The sequence below is a fragment of the Borrelia coriaceae genome (assembly GCF_023035295.1).
Classification (GTDB): Bacteria; Spirochaetota; Spirochaetia; order Borreliales; family Borreliaceae; genus Borrelia; species Borrelia coriaceae.
Map to the genome: position 1 here is coordinate 658,277 of NZ_CP075076.1, position 23,231 is coordinate 681,507.

Sequence of the window (23,231 nt, forward strand, 5' to 3'; positions counted from 1 at the left end):
CCTTTTTGTTTATGTAGTTTAGTATAATATTATATATTAATGGATATGTTCTGTTTCGTTATGTATAATATAATTAAATGTTGAGGAGTTTATGGAATTTAGTAAGTTATTGTTTGTTGTATCTCTTATGCTTATTCCTTGTATGCTTTTTTCTAAAGATTATAAGGGTCTTGATTTTAAAATAAAGTGCTTTAATCAATCAATCTATCGTGTCAATAGTAATGTTTCTATTGAAGTTTCACTTAGCAATTTATCTGATGATTTACTTACTCTTGAAATAGGCGATGTTAATACTTTCGGCTTTGATTTTGATGTTACAGATACTACTAATATAAAAGTTAAACGTTCCCTTGAATATGTTAAGGATAGAGCAAAAAATGTTGCAATTCCTGTAAGGACTTTGAGTTTGAGACCTAATGAAAAATTTTCTGTAGTGATGAGCTTAAAACAATTTGTACAGTTTGATAAAGATGGGGTTTATTTTGTTAAGGGTTTATTTTTTCCAAATATTTCAGATCCACAAAAGTATGTAGAATCTAATGTTATTACATTATTTTTAAAACCTAAAATGGATGATGTTGCTGCAGAGAAATTTGACTTTTCTAATTTAGCTTCCAATCGTGAGATTCAAAGTGTTTTGAAAAGAGAGGGTTTATCTCCTGATAAAGTTGTTGAATATTTATTTTCAGCATTGCGTCTTGGGGAGAGAGAAAAATTCTTTTTGTATATTGATATTGAGAGTCTTATTTTAAATGATCAAAATAAATCATATCTTTATAAGCAAGAACTTAAATCAGGTTCTAATAGTATGCTTGAAGAATATAAGGATTATTTATGGAATAATAATAATTCTAATATTACAAGAATTCCAAGCAAATTTTCTATTGTTGAAACAACTTATACAGATTCTATAGGGAAAGTTGTGTCTGATGTGTATTTTGAGGATGGTCATTTTTATATAGCCAAACGATATACCTTTTTTTTAAAAAAGTATGATTATTATTGGATCATTTATGATTATACTGTCCAAAATACTGGGATTAAGGAGAAGTATTAGGTCTTTTATTTTTAAGATTAAGGGCATTAGTATTACTTTATGGATAATAAGCTCTTTTAGTTTATATGCCGATTTTAAACATAAAGTTGTTAAAGGTGATACTTTATATTCGCTCTCTCGTAAGTATAAAATTTCGATAAAAAAACTTAAGAGAGTAAATAATCTGCACTCTGAGAGTATTAAAGTTGGAAGTGTCTTAATTATTCCAAGTGTTTCTAAGGTCAACAGATTGCCTACTAAAAAAAGAGAGATAAAGCCTAAGTTAAGCAAACTTAGTACTGAGCCTAGAGTACATGTTGTTAATGTCGGCGATACTATTGAAGATATATCTAAAAGATATGGAATTAAGGAAAAAGAGTTAATTGCTTGGAATAATTTGAGTTCGAAAATTATTAAGGTTGGTTCTAAGTTGAATTTGGATGAACCTGATTTTTTAAAGCCATATGTAGTTAAAAAGGGTGATTCTCTCTCAAAGCTTTCTGTGGATTTTGATATTAGTATTGGAGATATTATGAGATTTAATTCCTTAGAAAATAAGGAATTGATAATTGGTCAAAAATTATATTTGAAAAAGACTTCTGGAGATGTTAATTTTCATTATGTAAAGCGAGGTGAAACCCTTGGGAAAATTGCATATATTTATGGTGTTACTGCAAAGCATCTTGTCCGTCTTAATGGAGATAAGGCAATAAATTTGAAAGCAGATTCAATTTTAAATGTTTCAAAAATTATTGAAGAAGATTTGTCCATTGCTAAGTCTTTACAATTAAAGACAGGAAAACGAAGTAGTGAGACATTTATATCCCATAGGGTATCTGTTGGTGAGACATTATATAGTATTGCTCGTAAATACGGGGTTTTGCTTGAAGATCTTAAGGGTTGGAATAATTTAACTGGAAATAGTATTTTTCATAATCAGGAGCTTAAAATTTATGATAAAAATAAAGAACAAGTTGTTGCAAATAGCGATCTAAATGAATTTGTAGATAAAGCTAGTAATTCTAAGACCAAAATTAAAGCTATTGCAAATATTGTTTCTGCTAAGAATAAGAAGTTAAATTTAAATTTTTCTAATGTTTTGGATAATAGAGTTGTTTTTGATATTAGTGCTTTAGTTGTATTGGAACCTAAAATACCTATATTTGAATCTAATGGGGTTTTTTATTATTGGTATAAGCCTAAGAAAGTAAGTCAGCCAAGTGAGTTTTATTCAGAAGATTGGTATTCGCCTCTTAATGCCTATAAGAAAGCAAGTCAACTTTTTAAAAGCTTTGAAAAGCTTGTAAAATCTCGCCCGGTTAAAAATAATAATTTAAAGAATAAATTAATAATTATTGATCCTGGTCATGGGGGACTTGATCCTGGTGCTATTGTTAAAGCTAGAGATGGACTTAATAATGAAATTTTTGTTGTCGAGGATGAATATGTTTATGATATTGCTTTAAGACTTTATGTGTATCTTAAAGAATATGGGGGCAATGTTGAACTTACTATTTTATCTCCTGAGCATTTAATTAGAGATAGTTTATCTGCTAATAATACGTTTGTTAATGTTAAGAATGAGGTTTATAATGATTATGATTTAAATAAAACTGATACGGTTGACTCTTGGATAAATGGTGCTCAGGAAGGTTTAAGGAAAAGATTGACTGTTGTTAATAAGTTTATAAAAAAGTATAAAAATGTTAAGGAAGACGATATTCTTTATATTAGTTTACATTCTGATAATAGTGTTGGGGCACCTCGGTGTATGGGCTTTTATTATCAGTCCGAGGAAGGGAAGGGATTTGATGCTCATTCTAAGAGTATAATTGAAAAAATGACAAAAGATTTTAAGAGAACTCCTTATGTTAAAGGACAAAACCTTTATGTGTTAAAAAATAACGTCGTTAAGACTAAGTTATTAGTTGAAATTAGGAATTTGGCATTTGATGAAGAAGCCTGGGCAATTCGATCATCTAAGCTTAGGGATCGGGATGCGAAGATACTTGCTGATGCTATTTTGAGAGTCTTATAAATGAATAAATTCTTATTTATCTATTTGTATAGCTTGACAAAAGATTTTCAATTTAGCATAATATCTAGGTGTTCATTCCCCTATAGCTCAGCGGTAGAGCAGGTGGCTGTTAACCACTTGGTCGGAGGTTCGATTCCTTCTGGGGGAGCTTTTCTTCTTTTATTAAAAGTATTGCTTCTATGTCTTTTCGTGCTATTTTAAAGTAATTGAGTCTTTCAAGTAGTTTTTTGTTATTTCCATTGCCTAGATTGAAGTGTTTTTGTATTTGTTCTCTTTTCTTCTTAGATTGGGCTCCTGTGATACCAAGCTCTAATAAGTCATTTAAATTTAAACTCTGTTTTTGTTTTTCTTTATAAAAAGTACCTATTTTTTTTAAAATTGTTTTTATTTCAAGTTTAGAAGCTATTTCTACTTCTTGATTCTTATTTTTAAGGTGGGCATGCTTAATTTTATTTTGGTTTAAGTTGCCTACTCTTTGAAGTATTTGTTTCCTAATAATATTTCCTGCTTTGTCGCTATCAGTAAAAATAATGATGCCATTTGTTTCTATTGCTTTTTTTAAAACATTAATGGTTTCGTACTTAAGGTATAGCCCACCAGTCTCAACTATAGTACATTTAAATAGTTCTTTTATTCTCTTAGCATCGTCTTTGCCCTCAACTACAATTATTTCTTTTATTTGTTCCAGATGTTAATTCCAATTTTCAAAAAATGTTCTAAGCAGCTTTATTGATTCTATATGATCTGATATTGCAATAGTTTCTCTTAAAGAGTGCATTCCCCACATTGGGACCCCAATGTCTATAGTTTCAATTCCTGTTTGGCAATTTGAGATTGGGCCAATTGTAGAGCCAGAGCGGGTATTTGCTTTCATTAGTATTTCTTGAATTTTAATATTATTTTTCATAGCCAAAGCTTTAATTTTTGCGCATCCATTTGCTGTTGTTGCATATTTAAAATTGGCATTGCTTTTAATAGTTACTCCTTTTCCTAAACTTATTTGATAGTTTGGGTCATGTTTGTATATGTAGCCTGGATGAGTTCCATGTGCGCCATCCATTGAGATGTTAAATGATTTGTTTAGTTTGATTAGGTGTTCTTCTTTCTTTAGGTTTAAAACAAGATCTATTCTTTCTAAGATTTCTGTTAATAGTGTTGAGTCAGCCCCTCTTGAAGTTGAAGATCCAATTTCTTCATTGTCAAAAAATACAGCTACTTTATTGTTATTATTATTTGTATGAACAAATGCATTCATTATGGCATGACATCCCGATTTGTTATCTAGGTTCTTGGATGTTAAAAATTCACCTTCGCTACCTACAATTTTGGAAGGTTCAGATGCTGTAAATATTAAATCGCATGATAAAAAATCTTTTTCGGATATTTGCATTTCTGCTAGAATTTTTTCTTTAATGCTTTTTGTAAGACTTGTGATAATTACAATATTTTCATGGGTGTCATATGTAAATCCTTCATTTACCTTGTGGTTTAAGTGAATGGCAACATTTGGTATGATGCCGATATTTTCAATTGTTATTAATTCTGATTTAATTATTCCATCTTTATTGAAGTATACAATTCCTGCCAAGCTTAAATCTCTGTCAGTCCAAGTTGAGATTATTGGACTACCGTAAACCTCAATGTGATTAGAAAATACATTGCCTTTGTGTTTTATAGATTCTATTTTGAGCTTTAAGCCAGGACTATCAGAGTGTGCTGCTGCTATTAGGAATGGTTCATGTGTTTTGTTGGTGTTAATGTTGAATGCAATAAGACTTGTCCCTTCTTTTTTTACGTAATAATATCCTGTTTCTAATAACCATTTATCATCAAGTTTTAATTCTTTTGCATTAAGATAATATACTAGTTTTTGTTCAATGTAGTTTACTAAATGGTATGGTGTTAAACTTTTGTCTAATAGGTTTTGAAAATGTGATATATCGAATGTTCGGTCATACATTCTTTTTTCCCCTGTAGTTTTATTGTTTTGATACTTAATATTTTATTATAATAGCTAGTGCATGTATATATGTTTGTGTATATACTAAGGAGATTATTAAATGTATAAATTTTATAAGTTAATGTTCGTATCTTTAATATTTATTGCTTGTACGACAGTTTCAGAGGTTAATTTACAGGATGATGCAAGCGGAACAGTTTCATTAATATTTAATGTTAATAAAGAATTTGAAAAGATCAGAAAAGAACTTGTAGCAACTCTTGTAGGGAAAGAGGCTGCTCGAATGCCTCTTTTCCCCATCGATAAGATAGAGCAATATTTTGGTGATGAAGGGAAAAAATTAGGCCTAAAACTCTTAAGTATTAAGGCTAATGGTGATTCCCTTAATTTGATTGTTAAATTTGATAATTTGTTTAAGGTTGTAAAAGATTATTTTGCAAAAGAGAAAATGCCTATATTTAAAATAGAAAAGAAAAATGGGAAAAATGTTCTTGAAATTGATTTTAATTTAAAAAGTGTTACTAAGGTCATTAATGAAAATAAAGAATATGTTAATGATGCTCTTGCGGCACTCTTGCCTTCAGAAGAAATGCCAATTTCTGAGCAAGAATATAAGGATGTGTTAGTTTATTTTTTATCAGACTTTACTTCGCATGCAAATGAGCTTATTGATAATTCTAATGTTACAGTTAAAGTTAAGACATCAAGAAAAATTCAAGAGCAGTTTGGATTTAATCAGCTCAACTCGAATACTTTAGAACTTAAATTAGGTATGATTAGAACTTTAAGTCTTGAAAAACCAATAAAATTGAAATTGGTTTATTAATTTTTATAATCTTATTCAAGTTATTTAAGAGATAAGAGTTACTTCCTATCTCTTTTCATAAGTCCTATTAATAGGCCTGTTATCAAAGTTCCTATTAAAATAGACAGTATCCACATTAATGGATTAGTTACTATTGGAAGAATGAAGATCCCGCCGTGTGGAGCCATAAGTTTTACTTGGAAGAATGCAGACAGAAAGCCTCCAATGGATGATCCTATTATGCAAGCAGGTATTATTTTTAGAGGGTCGGCAGCTACTAAAGGAATCACTCCTTCTGTTATGAAACATGCACCTAAAAAGTAACAAACTTTACCAGCTTCGTGTTCTTCTTGTGAGAACTTCTTATTGAAGATGCTCGTTGCAAGTGCAACTCCGAGTGGAGGAATCATTCCTCCTGCCATTACGCTTGCATGAGGAATATAATTTCCAGCAGTTATCATTGCAATTCCAAATGCATAAGCCGCTTTGTTTACGGGACCACCCATGTCTATTGACATCATTCCACCAAGCAGTGCACCCAGTAGTGCCATATTTGTTCCGCTTAGTGAGTTTAACATATTTGTTATGGACGTATTAATATGTGCAATTGGTGTTAGTGATAAGTATGTTAAGAATCCTGATATTAAAACTGAGAAGAGTGGATAGGTTAGGACAGGATTAATACCACTTATCTTGGGTGGTATTATTTTTTTACTTATTGATTTTATTGCTAAGGTTACATGTCCTGCAATAAATCCTGCTAAGATTCCCCCTAAAAATCCTGCATTACCCTTACTCATCATTAATCCTGTAATCATTCCAGGTGCAAGTCCGGGACGTTCTGCTATGCTGAATGAAATGTACCCAGCAAGTATTGGGAGCATTAGGAAAAAAGCATTACCACCTCCGATTTGCATTAAAATATCTGCTATTTGATTATAGCTTGGATCGTTTGGATCAAAAGCTTTAATGCCAAACATGAATGATATTGCAATGATTATTCCCCCAGATACTACGAACGGAAGCATAAAGGATACACCGTTCATTAAGTGCTTATATGCACCACTTGTTTTACGGGTTGTTTTACTTTCACCTTGTACTGTGTTGCTTGTATAAATTTTTGCCTTGTTATCAAGAATATTTTGAATGAGTTCTTTTGCTTTGTATATGCCTTCTTTTACGCCAGTTTCGATTAGTGGTTTACCATTAAACCTTGCTTTATCAACGTTTCTGCCGGCTGCAATAATTATTCCTTTTGCCCTTTTTATTTCTTCTTCTTCTATTAGATTATCAACGCCACTAGAGCCATTAGTTTCTACTTTGATCTCTATGTTTAGTTCAGCTGCTGCTCGTTTTAGACTGTCAGCTGCCATATATGTGTGGGCAATTCCTGTAGGGCAGGCAGTTACTGCGAGAATGAAATCCTTAGAGCTACTTTTATTAATTACTGAGTCTGTGTTGCTATTTAAAAGAATTTCTAAAAATCTGTTTGTATCATTTGTACTCATAATTTCTTGTCTTATAATTTCATTATTAAATATATTATTAAGATAAGATATTGTTTTAATATGAGTATTGCCTGTGGTTTTTTCAGGAACAGCTATCATGAAAAATAATTTTGAGGGTTTAGAGTCGGAAGCATCAAAATTGAAACCTTCCCCTTTAACTCGCAATATAGCTATACCGTGTTTTTCAACAAAATTGCCTTTTGCATGTGGCATTGCAATGTATTCTTCAAGACCAGTGCCGTTTATTTCTTCTCGGGTTTTAATTTCTTTTATGAAATCTTCTTTGTTGTTTAGATATCCATTTTCATTGAGCATGTCAGCCATCTTTTCGATTACATCGTCTTTACTTTTGGCCTCATAATTCAATAATATTAATTTTTTAGAAAATAAATCTTGCATAGGAAGCTCCTTGCTATACTTTAATAACCGTATTATAATATGTTATATATATATATATATATATATATATATATATATATATATATATATATATATATATATATATATATATATATAATTAATCATTATAACATATAATTATTGTGTTTTATTATTATTTAAAGATTTTACTTAATTATAAAGGAGATTGGTTTGATATACACTCTTACTCTTAATCCTGCTATTGATTATAAGATAGTTGTAGATGATTTTCAGACAGGATGTCTTAATCATGTTATTAAGAATGGTTTTTTTGTTGGAGGGAAGGGAGTAAATGTGAGTAATGTACTTAAAAATTTTGGAATGGAAAGTGTTGTTCTTGGATTTTTGGGTGGATTTACAGGTGATTATATAAAGACACATCTTGATTTAATTGGAATAAAGCATAATTTTATAAGTATCAATGACAATACTAGAATTAATATTAAAATGATGTCAGATGGAAAAGAAACAGAAATTAATGGGCATGCACCAGTAATTCTTGAGGGTGATTTTCAGTCTTTGATTTTAAAATTAAAAAAATTAGATAATGATATATTAATCATGTCTGGAAGCATTCCAAGCTCGCTTGGGTGTCGGGCTTATAATGAAATAGCTAAAAATCTTTCTAGCAATGTTAAGTTCATTATTGATACTAGTGGTCCTGCTTTGCAAGAGATTATAGGACTTAGACCTTTTTTAATAAAGCCAAATATTAATGAACTTAAGGAGCTTTTGGGTATAGAGTTAAATTCTAATAAGGATTTAGTGAGTGCTGGATGTGAGATTATAGGAAGGGGAGTGCAAAATATTATAATTTCAATGGGAAGGAGTGGGGCTGTGTTTATAAATAGTAAAGATGTTTTTTTAGCTAGCGTTCCTCAAATTGATTCTTTAAGTACTATTGGTGCAGGAGATTCTGTTGTTGCTGGATTTGTGTATGCATATCAAATTGGGAATTCTTTGCTTGATGCTTTTAAGTTTGGAGTTGCATCAGGTACTGCAACAGCCCTTAGGGGACAGCTTTGTAGTCTTGATGATGTTAAATATATTCTTGATAAAATAGAACTTGAGCAACTTTATTTAGGGTAATTTTGAATTGTTTATATATTTATAAATGTGAAAATGAGTTTTCTGTTTTAATAGAATTTTTTTAAAATTTTCTAACTAACTTCAATAATAGTTTTGCAGTTAATATTTTTTGCTACAGGTTAATTTATACTTTAATAACTAATATTGAAATAAATTAAGATGAAGAAAATGTAGATAAGAATTTTTGGTTTGAAAAAATATAATCGGGAGCAACGGGACTCGAACCCGCGACCTCCTGCGTGACAGGCAGGCGTTCTAACCAGCTGAACTACGCCCCCAAATGCAACACCTTAAAATTATATTGTTTTTCTTTTTGTTTGTCAATTTATTTTAATGTATCTATATGCTCTAAGATTTTTGAATCTCTTTTTATTGTTTTTAGACTAACATTTTTAATAATATTTTTATTTGATATTATTTTTATGCTTTCTTTGGCTCTTGTTATTGCAGTGTAGAGTAGTTCTTTGGTTAAAAATGGGTGATCCTCTATAATTATTTGTACATGTTGATATTCAGAGCCTTGGCTTTTATGTATTGTTGTTGCGAAACTGAGTTCATATTTGTTGATTAAATTAAAATTTATTCTTTTGTATTTCTTATCTTCCCTTTTAAATAGAGCGTAAATTTTAGAATTTTCTCTAAAGAGAATTCCTCTTTCTCCGTTAAATAGATCATTTTTATAATCGTTTTGAGTGATTAGGATTATTTGTCCAATTAAATTGCCATATATTTTGTTCAAATACAATTTTATTATTTCATTTATTTTTTTTGTTCCGAATTTTCCAAGATTTCTTGAACATAAAATGACGTTGTTAAGCAGAGTGTTAATTATTGATTCAATTTCTTCGTCATTTAGTGAATTGAGATTGAAGTTAGAGATTTTATTGTATAAATTTTTTGTGTGATTTAATAATTCATTTTCAATATTGATTTTATTTATGTCCTTTAAAATTATATTTTTGTTGGCATTAAGTTGAGTATCGATTAGATTTATCTCTTCTTTATATATTGCTTCGGCTAATAAATTGATCTCATTATTGCTTCTGAAATTTTTTTTAAGTATTTCTACATTTTCATTGTTTGTTTCTTTGATTTTCATAAGACTTGAATATACGTTGCCTCCATCTATTGATGGGAGTTGGTTTTTGTCTCCTGTTATTATGAGTTTTGTGCTTGTTTTGATTGCCTTTAACAATTTTAAAAAAGTACTTGCATCTATCATAGATGCTTCATCAATTATTATTATTTCAAATTCTAGAGGATTAGTTTCATTATATTTGTTGTTTTTATTGATGAATGATATTTTTAATAGTTTTTGTATTGTGCTATATTCTATTTCAAGATTGTTAAATGATTCTTTTAGACTTGATTTTAGTTTTTGACTTGCTTTTCCAGTTGGTGCTATAAGAGCTACCTTTTGCTTGATTTTTAAGTTAAGGTCAATTGCCTTTAAAATATAATTGATAGTTGTTGTTTTGCCTGTGCCTGGACCACCGCTTAGTATAAAGAAGTTACTTTGAAGCGATTTTTTGATTGAATTGATTTGTTCTTTACTTAGATCCTTGGTGTTTAGGTTTGTCATAATATTTTGTATTTTTTGATAGCTTATTTCATTTTTGTGATCTTTAAGTCTTTGATTTATTTTTTTTATGAGTTCTTCTTCTTCTCTGAAGTTTTTTTGAGTGTATATGTGAATATTATTTTCTAATATTAAAGGTGTTGTAATTTTTTCATTTTGATTATAATTCTTTATTATATTATTTGCTTTTAAGTGAAAGATAATTTCTTGTATTTTTGTTACTTTTGTGAGTTTTGTAAGTTCTTCTAATATGTTTCTTGATTTTTGATAGAATTGATTTTCTTCTTCTAGTTCTAGGATAGAACAGGCAATTGTGTTTTGAATATCTTTTATTAACAAATTAATATTAGCTCTTAAATGTCCTTTGGAGAGATAATTAAATAAAAATATTAAAAAAATAGTAAGTTCTTTATTATTTTCATTTTTGATATTTTTTGTGAGTAGGTGTGATTTGTAGTAATTTTCTATGTTTATGTCCAAAATTTCAATTATTTCATAAATTTTGAGTTCTGGGTTTAAGTAGTTTCTTTCATGATCTTTTAAAAATTCTCTTAATACTAGATAATTTCTCATATTTTCCTTTTAATATTTTGATTGCAAATATATTTGTTCTAAATCTAATTCTTTAAAGTTTGGTATAGTTGAGTAGATTCCATTTTGTGTTTTAGATTGTTCTTTGATATTTTTTTGAAATGCTCTTGTAAAGAGGTATATTACGCCTCCAAAGTGTTTTTTATATTCTTCTTCATTTTTAAAGAGTATTTCTTTTATTCCTAGCGTGTAGATTTTGTATTGTAAATCATATTTTTCTTGTTGCATCTTATTTGTTAAATTTGTTAAATTATAATCTTCTAAATTTTCTCCAAGATAATTTGTTTTATAGTCTAAAATGTATACTTTATGATTTATCTTAAAAATAAGATCAATAATTCCCTTTATGTATCCACCGTGTAATGTTAAATCCAGTTTATTATGAACTTTAAAAAGAGATTTTCGTTCATAAGTTTTTGTATTTATTTTAATTAAGAATTCCATTTCTTTTTGTAATTTTTGAATATCACATAATCTTGCGTCAATGAATTTAATTTTTGTATTTAATATGTTGTAAATCATTGTTGTTAGCATTTCTTGTATTTTGGTTGTATTTAGTTTTGAATTAAAATGTTCGATTTTTTGCTGTATGAGAGTAATATTAATTTTTTGGAAATTGTTAAAATTATTTTTTGCATCACTAAAATTAATGTCTTTCATTATGTCATGTAAAATATTACCAATATCTTTGCCTCTTGGTAGTACTCCTTCAGTGCAAATAGCGTTATTATCATAAATCTCATCATCTCTTGTTTCTTGATTTGTATGGTAATTGGGGTTATAGCTTGATGCAAGACTTGTATAGCTATGGGTGTATTCTTTTCTAAATAAATGTTTATTAATTGGTGGTGGAGATATTAATTTTATTTTTTTGTTATCATTGATGTAGAGTTTATTGAATGGGTTAGCTTTAATCAAATTGTACACATTAAAGTTTAAATTTATTTTGTCAATTGTTTTTATTTTTGCTAATTCTAACATTTTATTTATTATTATGCCTTTATTGATAATAAATAGTGCAAACCTAGATCGTGTTGTTCCTACGTAAAAAATGTTTTTTTCTTCATTGAAAATTTTATTTTTAGCAAATTGTTGATTTTCTTTTAATTTTAAAAAATCATATTCTATCTTATTGTTTAGGTAAAATTTATAAAATGTGTCTGATTTTTTAACTAGGCTATCATTTTGTTGAGCATCACTTATTAGGAATACTATATTAAAACTGAGTCCTTTTGATTTGTGAATTGTCAGTATTTCTATTGATTGACAATCTTGAGTAGTGGTTTTACCTTCATATTGTTCAATATCCTGATTTAGTATTAGATCTTCTAGAGTGCCTATTAATGATTCTATGTTTTTCTCTTCATAGTAAATTTTAGAAATGAAATCCAGGCTTGTTTCGTGGTTTTTAAGTTCTTCAAATTTTTTCTCATTGATTAGGGTTTCCTTGTAGCTTTTTTTTGATTGTGCAAATTCAGTAAAGGTAGTATTTTGCAAATCTTTTGCTAGCTTGAGCCATAAATTTTTATTTGATATGATTTCATCTATTGCCTTTATTAATGTTATTTCTTGATTTTCAAGTAAATATATTATATTACTGATAGCTTCTTCTATGTGTTTTATTTCATTTTGTTCAATCAAACTTAGATGTAACGTCCATGGAAGGTTTATTATTTTGCTGGTTAAGATATAGTTTAGAGTTTGAAAGTTTTGTTTTCTGTCTAGACATTTTATGAGGTAAAATATTTCGCTAAATTCTTTAGTCTTAAAGAATGATTCTTCGATCTTATTCGTTTTTATGTTGTGATTTTTAAGTTCCTTATCTATTAAATTTATTTCTTTGCTTGTTCTGCAGAGCACTTTTATATCTGATTCTTTAATTTGTCTAAGTGTATTATGATCATAAATTTTGCCGTTTGTTAGCAGATATTTTATTGTTAGTGCTGTCTTTTGGAAGATATTTGAATCCCCCTCAGTTTCTATTATATTGATTACTTCTATCTCTTGATCATTTATAAAAATTTTATTTTCATCATTTTTAGGGTCCGTTTTTGCTTTCGTAAATTCTATGTGTTCAATTTCAGACGTTAATGTTTTATTATAGATATTATCAAACATAGTATTTAAAGGTTCAATTAATTTTTTATTTGATCTGTAATTTGTTGTTAATGTTATTTTTGCCTCGTCCTTGATTTTGTCTTTTATCCCTTGGTTGTAAAATGATATGTCAGCATTTCTAAATGTATAGATTATTTGCTTAGGATCGGCTATAAATACTAGCTTTATGCCACAGGAATTGAGCAGTGCAAATATTTCTATTTGTGTTAGATCTAAATCTTGTGCTTCGTCTATTAATATTATTTTATATCTATTTTTTATTGAATTTAATAGTTTGTTATCATGGGATTTTAGATGTCTTTTAAAGTTTAATATTATATGTTTTTGGTCTATTTTGTTTGTTGTGTTAATGGTATTGGTAAGTTCTCTTTCTATATATTTAAGTATTTTGTATTCGACTTTTAGTTGAATAAATCTTCTAAGTGTGTTTTTATCTTCTTTGTCTGTATTTGTTTCATGGCTAAGTTTTTTTAAAGCGTTTTGTATTTTTATCTCTTTAGGTAATAGGGTGGTATTTTTTTTAAGGTTAGATTCTATTATTTTATAAAAAAATTTGTTGTTTGTAAGTGTGTCTGTTATTTTGACTATGTCATCTTCATGACTATATTTTATTTCTGATATTTTAGTGCCTTGGTTATGTTTATTGAGAAAATTTCGTTTTTCCTCAATAGTCATTTCATTTAATAAGTCGACTATTGAGTTGTATTCATGAATTAATCTATCTTGATTTGTAAGTATTTTTTTAAAAGTCGTTTGCTTTTCTATCCAATTTTCAAGTTCTTGTGTCTTGTCTCTTTTATAGCCTTGTATTATATGTTGGACCATATCTTTTGTATTTTTAAATTTAGACTTAAAGATTTCAAATTCATCGTCTTTGATTGCAAATTCTTTTTTTAATAATTCTGATTTTCTCAAAAATTCATAAACTATTTCGTTTATTTCTGATGTTAAATTTTCTTTTACACTGTATCTGGCGAAATTTTCTGTTTCTATTTGAAAATTGTTAAGAGAATGTAGTGCAAATTTATTTATAGTTGAGATAAAAATTTTATTTGATTGTTCATAAATAGCTTTTAAGGATTTATCTGTTTTTGAATTTTGATATGCATTTTCAATTGCTTTCAATATTCTAATATGCATCTCTTCTGTTGCTTTTTTTGTGAATGTTAGTACTAAGATCTCACTTGGAGAATATATGTTACTTATGAGTAAGTTTATAATGATATGTTTAAGTGTATGAGTCTTTCCAGTGCCTGCTGAAGCTTCAATTAGTATTTTTTCGTTGTATTTGATTTTATTTATTATTTTTCTCACGTGATTAACTTTGTACCTTAATGAATTTGGCGTAAAAATTTTGAAGTAATTTTTCTAAGTTGTTATCTATGTTTAAATCGTGAGTGTCTTTAAATCTATTGTAATATGGACACCATGTTATATCTTTTTGTTGAAGCATAAATTCCATTGCTTTGTTAAGATTAATGCTTTTTGTTGGGTATTGTATTTGTGTTTTTAATGCCTTTGGAAATTCGTTTATGTCTTTTATTTTGGTTAGGCTTTTTTGTATTAAATCCTTATAAATGGGGGTGGGGTAGCTTGAAATATAGGCTATTTGTTTTAGTAAGTTTGTAAGGTCTAGAGAGTGTATTTCCTCGTTTGTATATTGATTTTCAAGTGATAATTTAGAAGTCTCATAAGTTATTCTGATTTCTTGAATTGAGTCTATATTTTGAATTGTACTTTTTAACATTAGTCCTATTATATATAGATTTATTTTGTTGCTAATTTTATCTTGATTGTAATCTTTTTTTTCTAAATTGAGGTAATAATATTTATTGTCTATTTTATATATGTTTTTAAGTTTTCCATTCAACTTAAATTCTAATTTTTCTCCTTTAAAGTTAATTGGTATATTTTTATTTAATATAATGTTAGTCTCTTGCATCTTGAAAAAATTTTGAAAATTGATAGTAATATTATTTTTAATTTCATTTAACTTTCCTATGAATGATTCTTTTATAATTTCTTTTTTGATGTTAGTGGGCATTATTCCTGTTTGAATCTGATTTTCAATGATTTTATCTATTTTTTTTAATATTTGTTCATTAGTTTCATTTTTTGTGCATTCATATATTGGTATGAGATTATTCATTATTTTATAATTGATATTGTCAATATCAATTATTTGCTCTTCTTGTTTTGCCTTAATGTCATTAATTTGGCTTATGTCTTTAATGTGTACATTTAGTATTTCCTTGTAAAAGTATTTGTATGGGTTAGTTATTGCTTTATTGATATCTGCTATTTCTAGTGTTATTTGCTTTTTTAATTTGAGTCTTTGCTGTTTAAAGGTTGGATATTTACCTATTTGTAGTGATTTTGCAATATTAAAAGCTTCTATGTCATAGTTGATTAAGTAATTGGCTTTTTCTTGTTTGAAATATTGAAAGTCGTAATTTTCACTTGGGTGTATTTCAATTTTTAGTTCTTGACCCATGTCGTTTATGTAATTTACTATCTTATTTATTATTTTGGGTTTGTTGATATCTGGGTTTAAAGATTCACTTAGGGAGTAATATAGATAAAATTTGTTAGATGCTGCAAAGATTATATTAATTAAGTTTGAAATGTTATCTTGTTCCAGATTGACATAGTCATAATATTCATTTAATAGGTTCATGTTATCAAAATGGATGCTTGAATTTAATTTATGGCTTCCTAAAAAGTGGATTTCAGATTTTTTTAAATATTCGATTTTATCAAAGCTTGCAACAAGTATGCCTGCATTTTGATTGTTTGACTGATATGTTTTTTGTTCTATGCTTTCCTCAAGCATTGTTTTGAAAAGAGTAAAATCAACTTTTATGTCTTTAACTTTAGTCATATAATCTTTGTGAAAGTTTGCATTGAAATCCTGCGAAAAATTTTTAAGGTATTGTATTATTGTTCTTATATATTCATCAATTTTATTGTTATCTTCAAGTTTTATATATTTGTCTATGAAGATACCTATTATTTCTGCCCATTCGCATATGGTGTGTTCTTTTTCTTTAAAGTACATTATATCTTCATAAAGACTTTTTATTATGCTAATCAATTTTATTATTGAACTTGAGTCTTGAAAGCTTATACTTTCTTGACAATTTTTGCATTCATATTTTTCATTAAAAATTGTAGATATGAGAAACCTGTTAAAACCATCTTCCCATGAATTTAAGAAGTTCGTATCATAAGATAAGCTTTCTTTGTGAATATCGTTCATTCCAAAATTGATATTCACTGTGTCGCTAAATTTTATTAGATATTCTAGTTCATTGGTTGAGATTTCGAATTTGTCCATTACTTTTATGTTACTTAAAAATTCGATTATTTCTTTTCTATTAAAATTGTTAATCGTTCCTTTGTGTGAAATGAAGAGTTTCATTAATTGCTTTAGTGCTATTACGCTTTTACTTTTTGAGATGTCTTTAGAATCTAAAACATTAAATTCAAGTTCGTATTTGTTTAAAAATTTTTCTATGTATGGTAAGTATATATCCGTATCTTTTGGTAGGTAAGTTATTACAATATCATTTATTCTTAGATGATTGTTTTGAGTTGAATGTAAAATATTATTTACTAAAATTTCTACCTCTCGTTTTTTTGTTTTTGCCTCTATTATTTTGAAACTATTATCTAAGTTTAATAGAGGAGTATTTTTTATGATATTGTTTTTGAGACTTGCTAAAAAATTTTTTTCTTCAAATAGTTGGATATCACTTTCTTGTTCTATTTGTATGCTTGAATTGTATTTTTTAATTTTTATTGGTACTAATTTGTCTATTAGTATAGATTTGATTTGAGTTGTATCTTCAAGTGTTAATTCATGTATTGTAATGTCAAAAACTTTTTGCAAATGGTATAAAAGTGTTCTGTCAATTTCTCTAATTTTTCCAATTATTATTATTCTTTTTGTTTCAATGCTTTGCTTGGTATTTGTGATTTCTTGTTTAATTTTTTCTTGCAAGTCAAAAATGTTGATTTGATTTTCAAATAATTTTTCAAACATTTCTTTTTGCATGGATTCATACTGAATTTTATTGTTATCTTCAAATAAAAGTTTATTTTGCCTCCAATGATCAATCAAATTTGAAAATTCAGAGTAGTATTTATGAAATAAATTGATTATCTTTGATGCAAAGATATATCTGTTTTGTGTTGATTTAAATTGTTTGATATTTTTTATTTTATTGTCTTTTAATATGTGATACAGAATAAATTTTTCTGTTTCTGAGTAAAGAATTAAATTATTCTTTTCTAAGAAATTTTTTATATTATGGTTTTCCATTGCAAGGTTATATATTATTTTCATTATATTTTGTTTGATATTGAGGTTATATGAGACTTTGTTGAGGGTTGCTAAATGTTTTTTAATTTCTTCACCTAGAGTGTGACTTTTTAATATTATGATAGTTTCTTTTTTAAAGATATCATCATTTCTAATCAGTTCATTAATTTTATTATAAATCTTGTTTATTTTGTTTGTTTTATATGTTTTATACATAATGTTAGAATACTTTGTTTTTTTGGGAGAGATTATTTCTTAAGTTTTTTAATTTTTCCGTAATGCTTACTTTATATATATGTGGATTTATGAGTCTTTTATATGTATGATCAATTTTATTAAGATCGTTTTGAACTCTTTTTTTTATATTTTCTAGGCTTGAATCATAGTTTTGACAAGTTTTAGTGTTTTCAAAAACTGTTTTTATTAGAAATTCGAAGCTTTCATATGTTTTTATTTCTTTGAATATATTGTCTTGTAAGGGATGAAAAATTTTAAATTTCTTTTTTAAGCTTAGCATTTCCTTTATTTCTTCTTCTTCTTCTTTTAAAAAAATCAAATCAAAAATCATTTGTGAATTTGAGTATATTCTTACGATCCCTTTTTGAGAAGGAAGTGTTGCTTTTTCAATGTTATTTGTTATTTTCATTTTAGGAATAAATTTGTCGTTTTGTTGAATTGATATCATTTTGTACACTCCTGAGAGATTGGAATCTCCTTTGGCAGTAACTAGATTAGTTCCTACGCCCCAGAAGTCGATGGGAGCATTAATTGAGTTTAAATACATAATTATCTCTTCATCAAGTTCATTTGATATTATAATTTTTACCTCAAATAGTCCATTCTCATTAAGTATTCTTCTAACTTCTTTGCTTAGGTATTCAAGATCTCCACTGTCAATTCTAACAGAAAAATTTTTGCTTCCTTTGTTTTTTAGTGCTTTAAAAACTTTTATTGCATTCTTAATGCCACTGTTAAGAGTATCATAAGTATCAATTAATAAACTTACGTTGTCTGGATATATTTTGGCATATTCCCAAAAGGCTTCTTCTTCGCTTGTGAAACTCATTACCCAGCTATGAGCCATTGTACCAATTACAGGAATATTGTACTTATATCCTGCAAGCACATTGCTTGTAAAATTAGCACCTCCTATATAAGCTGCTTTACTTGCTGAGAGTGCACCATTAATTCCTTGGGCCCTTCTAAGCCCAAATTCTGCTAAGTTGTTAGCCCCCGCTTTTTTAATTCTTGATGTTTTAGTTGCAATTAGGCTTTCAAAATTTATTATATTTAATGTCAGTCCTTCTATGAGTAAGAGTTCAATTAAATTGCCTTCAATGATTAATATAGGTTCATAGGGGAAAACAATTCTGCCTTCTTCTATTGAGCTTATTTTTATGTTTAGTTTAAATGTTTTTAAATATTCTAGAAATTTTTTGTCAAAGTATTGTAAACTGTCTAGATATTTAATCTCTTCATCTCTGAAATGTAATTTTTGTAAAATGTTAATTAATGTGTGTATTCCTGCTAAAATTATATATCCATTTTTAAATGGTGTTTTTCTGAAAAACATTTCAAATTTAGCTTTGGGATTCATACTTTTTATGAAGTAAGCATTCATCATTGAAAGTTCATAAAAGTCTGTAAAGAGTGATAAATTTTTCATTTCTTTACATTATATACTATACCGATTATAACGCTATATTGGTATTTAATTTTTAAAATTTTGTAGCATTTGTCTTAAATAAGGTTTGTTTTGATTGAGTTTAAGGTAAGTGTAACTATTCTTTAGAAACGGGGATTATGTCATAGTTTTTGGTGCAATAATAATAGTATAATTATCTTTTGGAGATCTTGTATGAGAGAAAAGAATGTATCTGATTTTGATGTTGTAATATTTGGTGTTACTGGCAATTTGTCTAGAAGAAAACTCATTCCTTCTCTTTTTAATCTGTATAAAGATGGTCATATTAGTAATTTTAGGATTATTGGATTTTCAAGAAGAAATTTTACTGATGAGGAACTGAAAATTTATATTAAAGATTCTTTATGGCAAGAAAGGTCTAATGCTTTAGTTGATGATTTTTTGAAATTTTTTGTTTATTTATCAGGAGATTTCAGAGAAAAGGATGCTTATTTAAAATTGTCCTTTCTTTTAGCGCATAAAGATAGAATATATTATCTCTCAACATCTCCTGAATTTTATGAGGCAATAATTGAAAATTTAAAGCCATATTCGTTTGATAATACTTCTTATTTATCTAAAATTATTCTAGAAAAGCCTTTTGGGAGTAGTCTTGAGACAGCTAGGTGTTTAAACTCTCTTCTTTACTCTGTGTTTAAAGAAGAACAAATCTACAGGATAGATCATTATTTGGGTAAAGAAACCGTTCAGAATATTCTTACATTTAGGTTTGGGAATTTTATTTTTGAAAATATTTGGAACAATCGTTATGTGGATTTTGTTCAGATTACTGTAGCAGAGGAGATGGGCATTGATGGTAGGGCTGAGTATTATGATTCTGTTGGTGCCTTGAGGGATATGGTGCAGAATCATATTTTGCAGCTTTTAAGTTTGATTGCAATGGAATCTCCTATTGGATTTAATGCTGACTTTATTCATGATGAGAAAGTTAAACTTTTAAGAAGTTTGAGAAAATTAAATAAACAGACTATGCAAGATCATATTGTTAAAGGACAATATATGTGTTCTAAGGTACAAGGGGTTTTCAAGAAAGGATATAGAGAGGAAGCTGAGTTTTTAAGTACTTCAAATACTGAGACTTATTTGGCTATGAAATTGTTTATTGATAATTGGCGTTGGGCTGGGGTCCCTTTTTATATTAGGACAGGGAAAGCACTTGTTAGAAAATTTTCAGAAATATATATTCAGTTTAAAAAGCCTAATTTCACTATTTTTAATGTTGGATTGAGTAATCTTTCAAATGCTTTGATTTTTAGAATTCAACCAAGGGATGGTATTGAAATTAGGTTTAATACTAAACGTCCGGGTTATAATTATGATATTCAGGAAGCCAATATGGAATTTTCTTATCATGCTTCATTTAACAAGTTTTTTGGTGAATCTTATGAGCGATTACTTTTTGATGCTTTTTTGGGTGATAAAACTTTGTATGCTCGTAATGATGAGATCGATAGTTCTTGGGAGTTTGTATCAGATATTCTTGATAAGTGGGAAGACATTAAGAATTGGAGTTATTTTTATGGATCAGAAGGTCCAGTTGAAGCAAATATGATTTTAGAAAAGGATCATTTTTGGCGTAAGATGTAGATTTGAAATGATTTTTATCTCTTGCCTGGGTTAAGTAGGATGTGTCGTTTTAAATTTTGATTACAAAATAACTATTGTATGGAAATTTTGTAATTCTTTTACAAAGAATAATCTTGGTATCGACTGAATTTATAATTTTCTTTTTGTGTTCAATTGTTATTCAGTATGAATTTATTTTGTTAATAAAGTCTTTTAATATTATATTCTGTGGTATAATATTAAAATATATTTGTGTTTATACTTGTAATTGATTAGGGCAATTTATCCTGTTGTTTTTGTCTTTGGAGTTTGAGGTGAGGGATAGTGAGAGTAGGTCCGATTTTTTTTGGACTTTTATTCCTTATTATTTTTTTATTGGTAAGAGTGTTTTCTGTGATTTGTAAGAAGATATATCGTCTTGAAACCATTTCAAGTATTATTCTTAAGATATGTTATTTTGCATGGATTATTTTTATAAGTATTGTGAGTTTTTTTCTCAAAAAAGTTTTCTATCAAAGGTAATGTAGACTTATTGGAGTTTTATGCAAATTTGTAATTATTTATGTGTTATGTGAAAGATTTAGTAGTAAGATAGGTAAGGGTTTTTGATACTGAGATGGCACAAATTTTTTGGTTGAAATGTATTTATCATGAAAAATGTAATGAAAACGAATGGTTAGGATTGTTTGTTAAGATTAAAAATATAATGTTAAGTGGGAGTTCTATAGGTTTTATAGTTATATCTCTTCTTATTATGGTTGGTGGTATTTTTTACTAATGATACAACAACTATGCTTATTTGTGATAAGAGTGTCAAAGAAATATCTGTCCATGATGACATTTCTTTTTTAGATATGTTTATTTGTGTTTTTTCAGAGCGGAAGATTTCATATGGAACCTGTGGGGTATAAGAGTATTGTTACTTTCATAGGTAGTTATAGTTTTAATTTGCCATATAGTTTTTTTATTGTGTGTGTAATTTGTCTGTGATTGGCCTTGGTATAGAGGGATTTTTTAGGTTTTTGCTAAAAATTAAATTTTTTGTAGATTTCTTAGTTTTGAGTAAGGGATCTAAGTAATAATTCATAAGTGCATGGATTATAAGGGGGTTTAAAATGAATAAAGATAGTCACGTAAAGCCAAGTTTTTTAGGTCTTGTTCCTTTCCTTGTTTTTATCATTGTTTACGTAGGCACAGGGGTTGCTTTAGAGATTCAAGGTGTAGAAATGGCTTTTTATCAGATGCCACCAATAATTGCTATGCTATTAGCTGTTGTTACGGCATTCCTTATATTTAAGGGTTCATTTATAGATAAGCTTAATGAGTTTATTGAAGGATGTTCACAGACTGATATTATATTTATATCTTTCATTTTTCTAATTTCAGGTGCTTTTTCCGCTGTTTGTAAGGAAATAGGTAGCATTGAGACCGTAGCCAATATTGGACTTAAGTATATACCAGCTAATTTATTGGTAGCAGGAATATTTTTAATATGTCTTTTTTTGTCCACTGCAACTGGCAGTTTTCTTGGAACTGTTGTGGCTGTTACTCCAATTGGGTTTGAGATAGCAAATAAAAGTGGTATTCCATTGCCAATGGTTGCAGGAGCTGTGCTTGGAGGTGGTGCTTTTGGTGACAGTATGTCTTTAATATCAGATACAACTATTATTGCAAGTCGTACTCAAGGAGTTAAAATTATAGATGTTTTTAGGAATGTTGCTTTTTTTACGTTTCCTGCATCTATTTTATCAACTATAGCATTTGCTATTTTAGGTTCTTATATTGGTGGTATTGGAGTTAATGTTGAGCTTGGTGATATAAATTATTTGAAAGTGTTACCTTACCTCTTTGTTATAATTTTTGCATTTTTAGGCGTAGATGTATTTTTAGTTTTGTTTTTTGGAATATTGATTGCTGGTGGCATTGGTATTATTAGTGGTGATTTAACTTTAATTTTGATGTTTAAAAAGATTAATGCGGGGCTTGTGGATTTAAGTGAGATGCTTATTCTTGTTATTTTTACAGGAGGAGTCTCTTATATGACTATTAGGCATGGGGGGTTTGAGTGGATTTTAACTAAGTTGAAGTACTGGGCTAAGTGTAGAAAGAGTGCCGAGTTTACAATTACTTTTTTAATAGTTATGGTAACAGGTTTTCTTTCAAATAGTGGTCTTGCAATTTTAGTGAATGGGACTGTGACTAGGGGTATATCTGAGGCTAATTCTGTATGTCCTAAGCGTTGTGCAGCATTGCTTTCAATTTCTTCTTGTGCATTAATTGGTGCTTTACCATATGGTATGCATATGATCAGTGTGATAAATATTTCAAAAGGGGTTATATCTCCACTTGATATTTTTCCGTTTTTATTTTATCAAGTGTTCTTAAGTATCATTATTATTGTATCTATAGCTTTTTTGGGATTGAAAAATCAGTTTTTAAATTCTGCTAAACTTGATTAAGATAAGGCACCTTTGAAATGAAAGGTGCCTTAA

The 23,231-nt window shown here is 28.1% G+C and carries 13 protein-coding genes and 2 tRNA genes; 7 read left to right on the plus strand and 8 right to left on the minus strand.

Going from position 1 to position 23,231, the window contains the following annotated elements; translation table 11 throughout:
- Window positions 1-91 precede the first annotated feature (91 nt).
- The 3 genes from bcCo53_RS03140 (at window position 92) to bcCo53_RS03150 (ending at window position 3,222) form a co-directional block, all read left to right on the plus strand.
- Complete coding sequence (locus bcCo53_RS03140) at window positions 92-1,057, plus strand: hypothetical protein (protein ID WP_025408220.1); 966 nt, start codon at window positions 92-94, stop codon at window positions 1,055-1,057.
- On the plus strand, window positions 1,014-3,074 hold the full coding sequence (locus bcCo53_RS03145) for a LysM peptidoglycan-binding domain-containing protein (protein ID WP_028328099.1): 2,061 nt from the start codon (window positions 1,014-1,016) through the stop codon (window positions 3,072-3,074). Before bcCo53_RS03140 ends, bcCo53_RS03145 begins: the two co-directional genes overlap by 44 nt.
- Before the next feature lie 76 nt (window positions 3,075-3,150).
- A tRNA-Asn gene (locus bcCo53_RS03150) sits at window positions 3,151-3,222 on the plus strand.
- Here the strand turns inward: bcCo53_RS03150 and rnmV are convergent.
- Window positions 3,184-3,762: a ribonuclease M5 gene (rnmV, locus tag bcCo53_RS03155; RefSeq protein ID WP_081725069.1), complete on the minus strand. Its 579-nt coding sequence runs from the start codon at window positions 3,760-3,762 to the stop codon at window positions 3,184-3,186. The two genes, bcCo53_RS03150 and rnmV, sit on opposite strands and share 39 nt — an antisense overlap.
- Window positions 3,763-3,765: 3 nt before the next feature.
- On the minus strand, window positions 3,766-5,034 hold the full coding sequence (locus bcCo53_RS03160; protein WP_025408222.1) for a M18 family aminopeptidase: 1,269 nt from the start codon (window positions 5,032-5,034) through the stop codon (window positions 3,766-3,768).
- Window positions 5,035-5,134: 100 nt separating this feature from the next.
- On the opposite strand from bcCo53_RS03160, the gene bcCo53_RS03165 reads away from it, so the two are divergent.
- Window positions 5,135-5,860, plus strand: coding sequence for a hypothetical protein (locus tag bcCo53_RS03165; protein WP_025408223.1), 726 nt, complete (start codon window positions 5,135-5,137; stop codon window positions 5,858-5,860).
- A gap of 38 nt (window positions 5,861-5,898) precedes the next feature.
- Here the strand turns inward: bcCo53_RS03165 and bcCo53_RS03170 are convergent, their stop codons facing one another.
- On the minus strand, window positions 5,899-7,746 hold the full coding sequence (locus bcCo53_RS03170) for a fructose-specific PTS transporter subunit EIIC (RefSeq protein WP_028328100.1): 1,848 nt from the start codon (window positions 7,744-7,746) through the stop codon (window positions 5,899-5,901).
- A 192-nt stretch (window positions 7,747-7,938) separates the two neighbouring features.
- Here bcCo53_RS03170 and pfkB point away from each other — a divergent pair, with 192 nt between their 5' ends.
- The gene (gene pfkB, locus bcCo53_RS03175; protein ID WP_025408224.1) at window positions 7,939-8,856 is read left to right on the plus strand and encodes a 1-phosphofructokinase; all 918 of its coding nucleotides are present in this window, start codon (window positions 7,939-7,941) and stop codon (window positions 8,854-8,856) included.
- 204 nt (window positions 8,857-9,060) lie between these two features.
- Here pfkB and bcCo53_RS03180 read toward each other — a convergent pair.
- The 5 genes from bcCo53_RS03180 to bcCo53_RS03200 all read right to left on the minus strand — a co-directional run bounded on the left by bcCo53_RS03180 (window position 9,061) and on the right by bcCo53_RS03200 (window position 19,134).
- Window positions 9,061-9,134 (minus strand) — tRNA-Asp (locus bcCo53_RS03180).
- Window positions 9,135-9,181: 47 nt separating this feature from the next.
- The gene (gene recD / locus bcCo53_RS03185) at window positions 9,182-11,008 is read right to left on the minus strand and encodes an exodeoxyribonuclease V subunit alpha (RefSeq protein ID WP_025408225.1); all 1,827 of its coding nucleotides are present in this window, start codon (window positions 11,006-11,008) and stop codon (window positions 9,182-9,184) included.
- A 9-nt stretch (window positions 11,009-11,017) separates the two neighbouring features.
- Window positions 11,018-14,458: an exodeoxyribonuclease V subunit beta gene (recB, locus tag bcCo53_RS03190; RefSeq protein ID WP_028328101.1), complete on the minus strand. Its 3,441-nt coding sequence runs from the start codon at window positions 14,456-14,458 to the stop codon at window positions 11,018-11,020.
- A gap of 4 nt (window positions 14,459-14,462) precedes the next feature.
- Window positions 14,463-17,684 (minus strand): exodeoxyribonuclease V subunit gamma, encoded by a 3,222-nt coding sequence (locus bcCo53_RS03195; RefSeq protein WP_028328102.1) that lies wholly within the window; start codon window positions 17,682-17,684, stop codon window positions 14,463-14,465.
- Between the two features lie 4 nt (window positions 17,685-17,688).
- A complete protein-coding gene (locus tag bcCo53_RS03200; protein WP_028328103.1) occupies window positions 17,689-19,134 on the minus strand; it encodes a nicotinate phosphoribosyltransferase in 1,446 nt (481 codons plus the stop codon).
- A 192-nt stretch (window positions 19,135-19,326) separates the two neighbouring features.
- Here bcCo53_RS03200 and zwf point away from each other — a divergent pair, with 192 nt between their 5' ends.
- Together zwf and bcCo53_RS03210 are read left to right on the plus strand one after the other, a co-directional pair.
- Window positions 19,327-20,760: a glucose-6-phosphate dehydrogenase gene (zwf, locus tag bcCo53_RS03205; RefSeq protein WP_025408226.1), complete on the plus strand. Its 1,434-nt coding sequence runs from the start codon at window positions 19,327-19,329 to the stop codon at window positions 20,758-20,760.
- A 1,094-nt stretch (window positions 20,761-21,854) separates the two neighbouring features.
- Window positions 21,855-23,198 carry a Na+/H+ antiporter NhaC family protein gene (locus bcCo53_RS03210; protein ID WP_246938342.1) on the plus strand — a complete coding sequence of 448 codons (1,344 nt, stop codon included), beginning with the start codon at window positions 21,855-21,857 and terminating at the stop codon, window positions 23,196-23,198.
- Window positions 23,199-23,231: the final 33 nt, after the last annotated feature.

What these genes read in the sequence shown, in the direction of transcription:
- bcCo53_RS03140 (WP_025408220.1), top strand. Translation starts at nt 92, where the DNA reads ATGGAATTTAGTAAGTTATTGTTTGTTGTATCTCTTATGCTTATTCCT.
- bcCo53_RS03145 (WP_028328099.1), top strand. Translation starts at nt 1,014, where the DNA reads ATGATTATACTGTCCAAAATACTGGGATTAAGGAGAAGTATTAGGTCT.
- bcCo53_RS03160 (WP_025408222.1), bottom strand. Translation starts at nt 5,034, where the DNA reads ATGTATGACCGAACATTCGATATATCACATTTTCAAAACCTATTAGAC.
- bcCo53_RS03165 (WP_025408223.1), top strand. Translation starts at nt 5,135, where the DNA reads ATGTATAAATTTTATAAGTTAATGTTCGTATCTTTAATATTTATTGCT.
- bcCo53_RS03170 (WP_028328100.1), bottom strand. Translation starts at nt 7,746, where the DNA reads ATGCAAGATTTATTTTCTAAAAAATTAATATTATTGAATTATGAGGCC.
- recD (WP_025408225.1), bottom strand. Translation starts at nt 11,008, where the DNA reads ATGAGAAATTATCTAGTATTAAGAGAATTTTTAAAAGATCATGAAAGA.
- bcCo53_RS03195 (WP_028328102.1), bottom strand. Translation starts at nt 17,684, where the DNA reads ATGTATAAAACATATAAAACAAACAAAATAAACAAGATTTATAATAAA.
- bcCo53_RS03200 (WP_028328103.1), bottom strand. Translation starts at nt 19,134, where the DNA reads ATGAAAAATTTATCACTCTTTACAGACTTTTATGAACTTTCAATGATG.
- zwf (WP_025408226.1), top strand. Translation starts at nt 19,327, where the DNA reads ATGAGAGAAAAGAATGTATCTGATTTTGATGTTGTAATATTTGGTGTT.
- bcCo53_RS03210 (WP_246938342.1), top strand. Translation starts at nt 21,855, where the DNA reads ATGAATAAAGATAGTCACGTAAAGCCAAGTTTTTTAGGTCTTGTTCCT.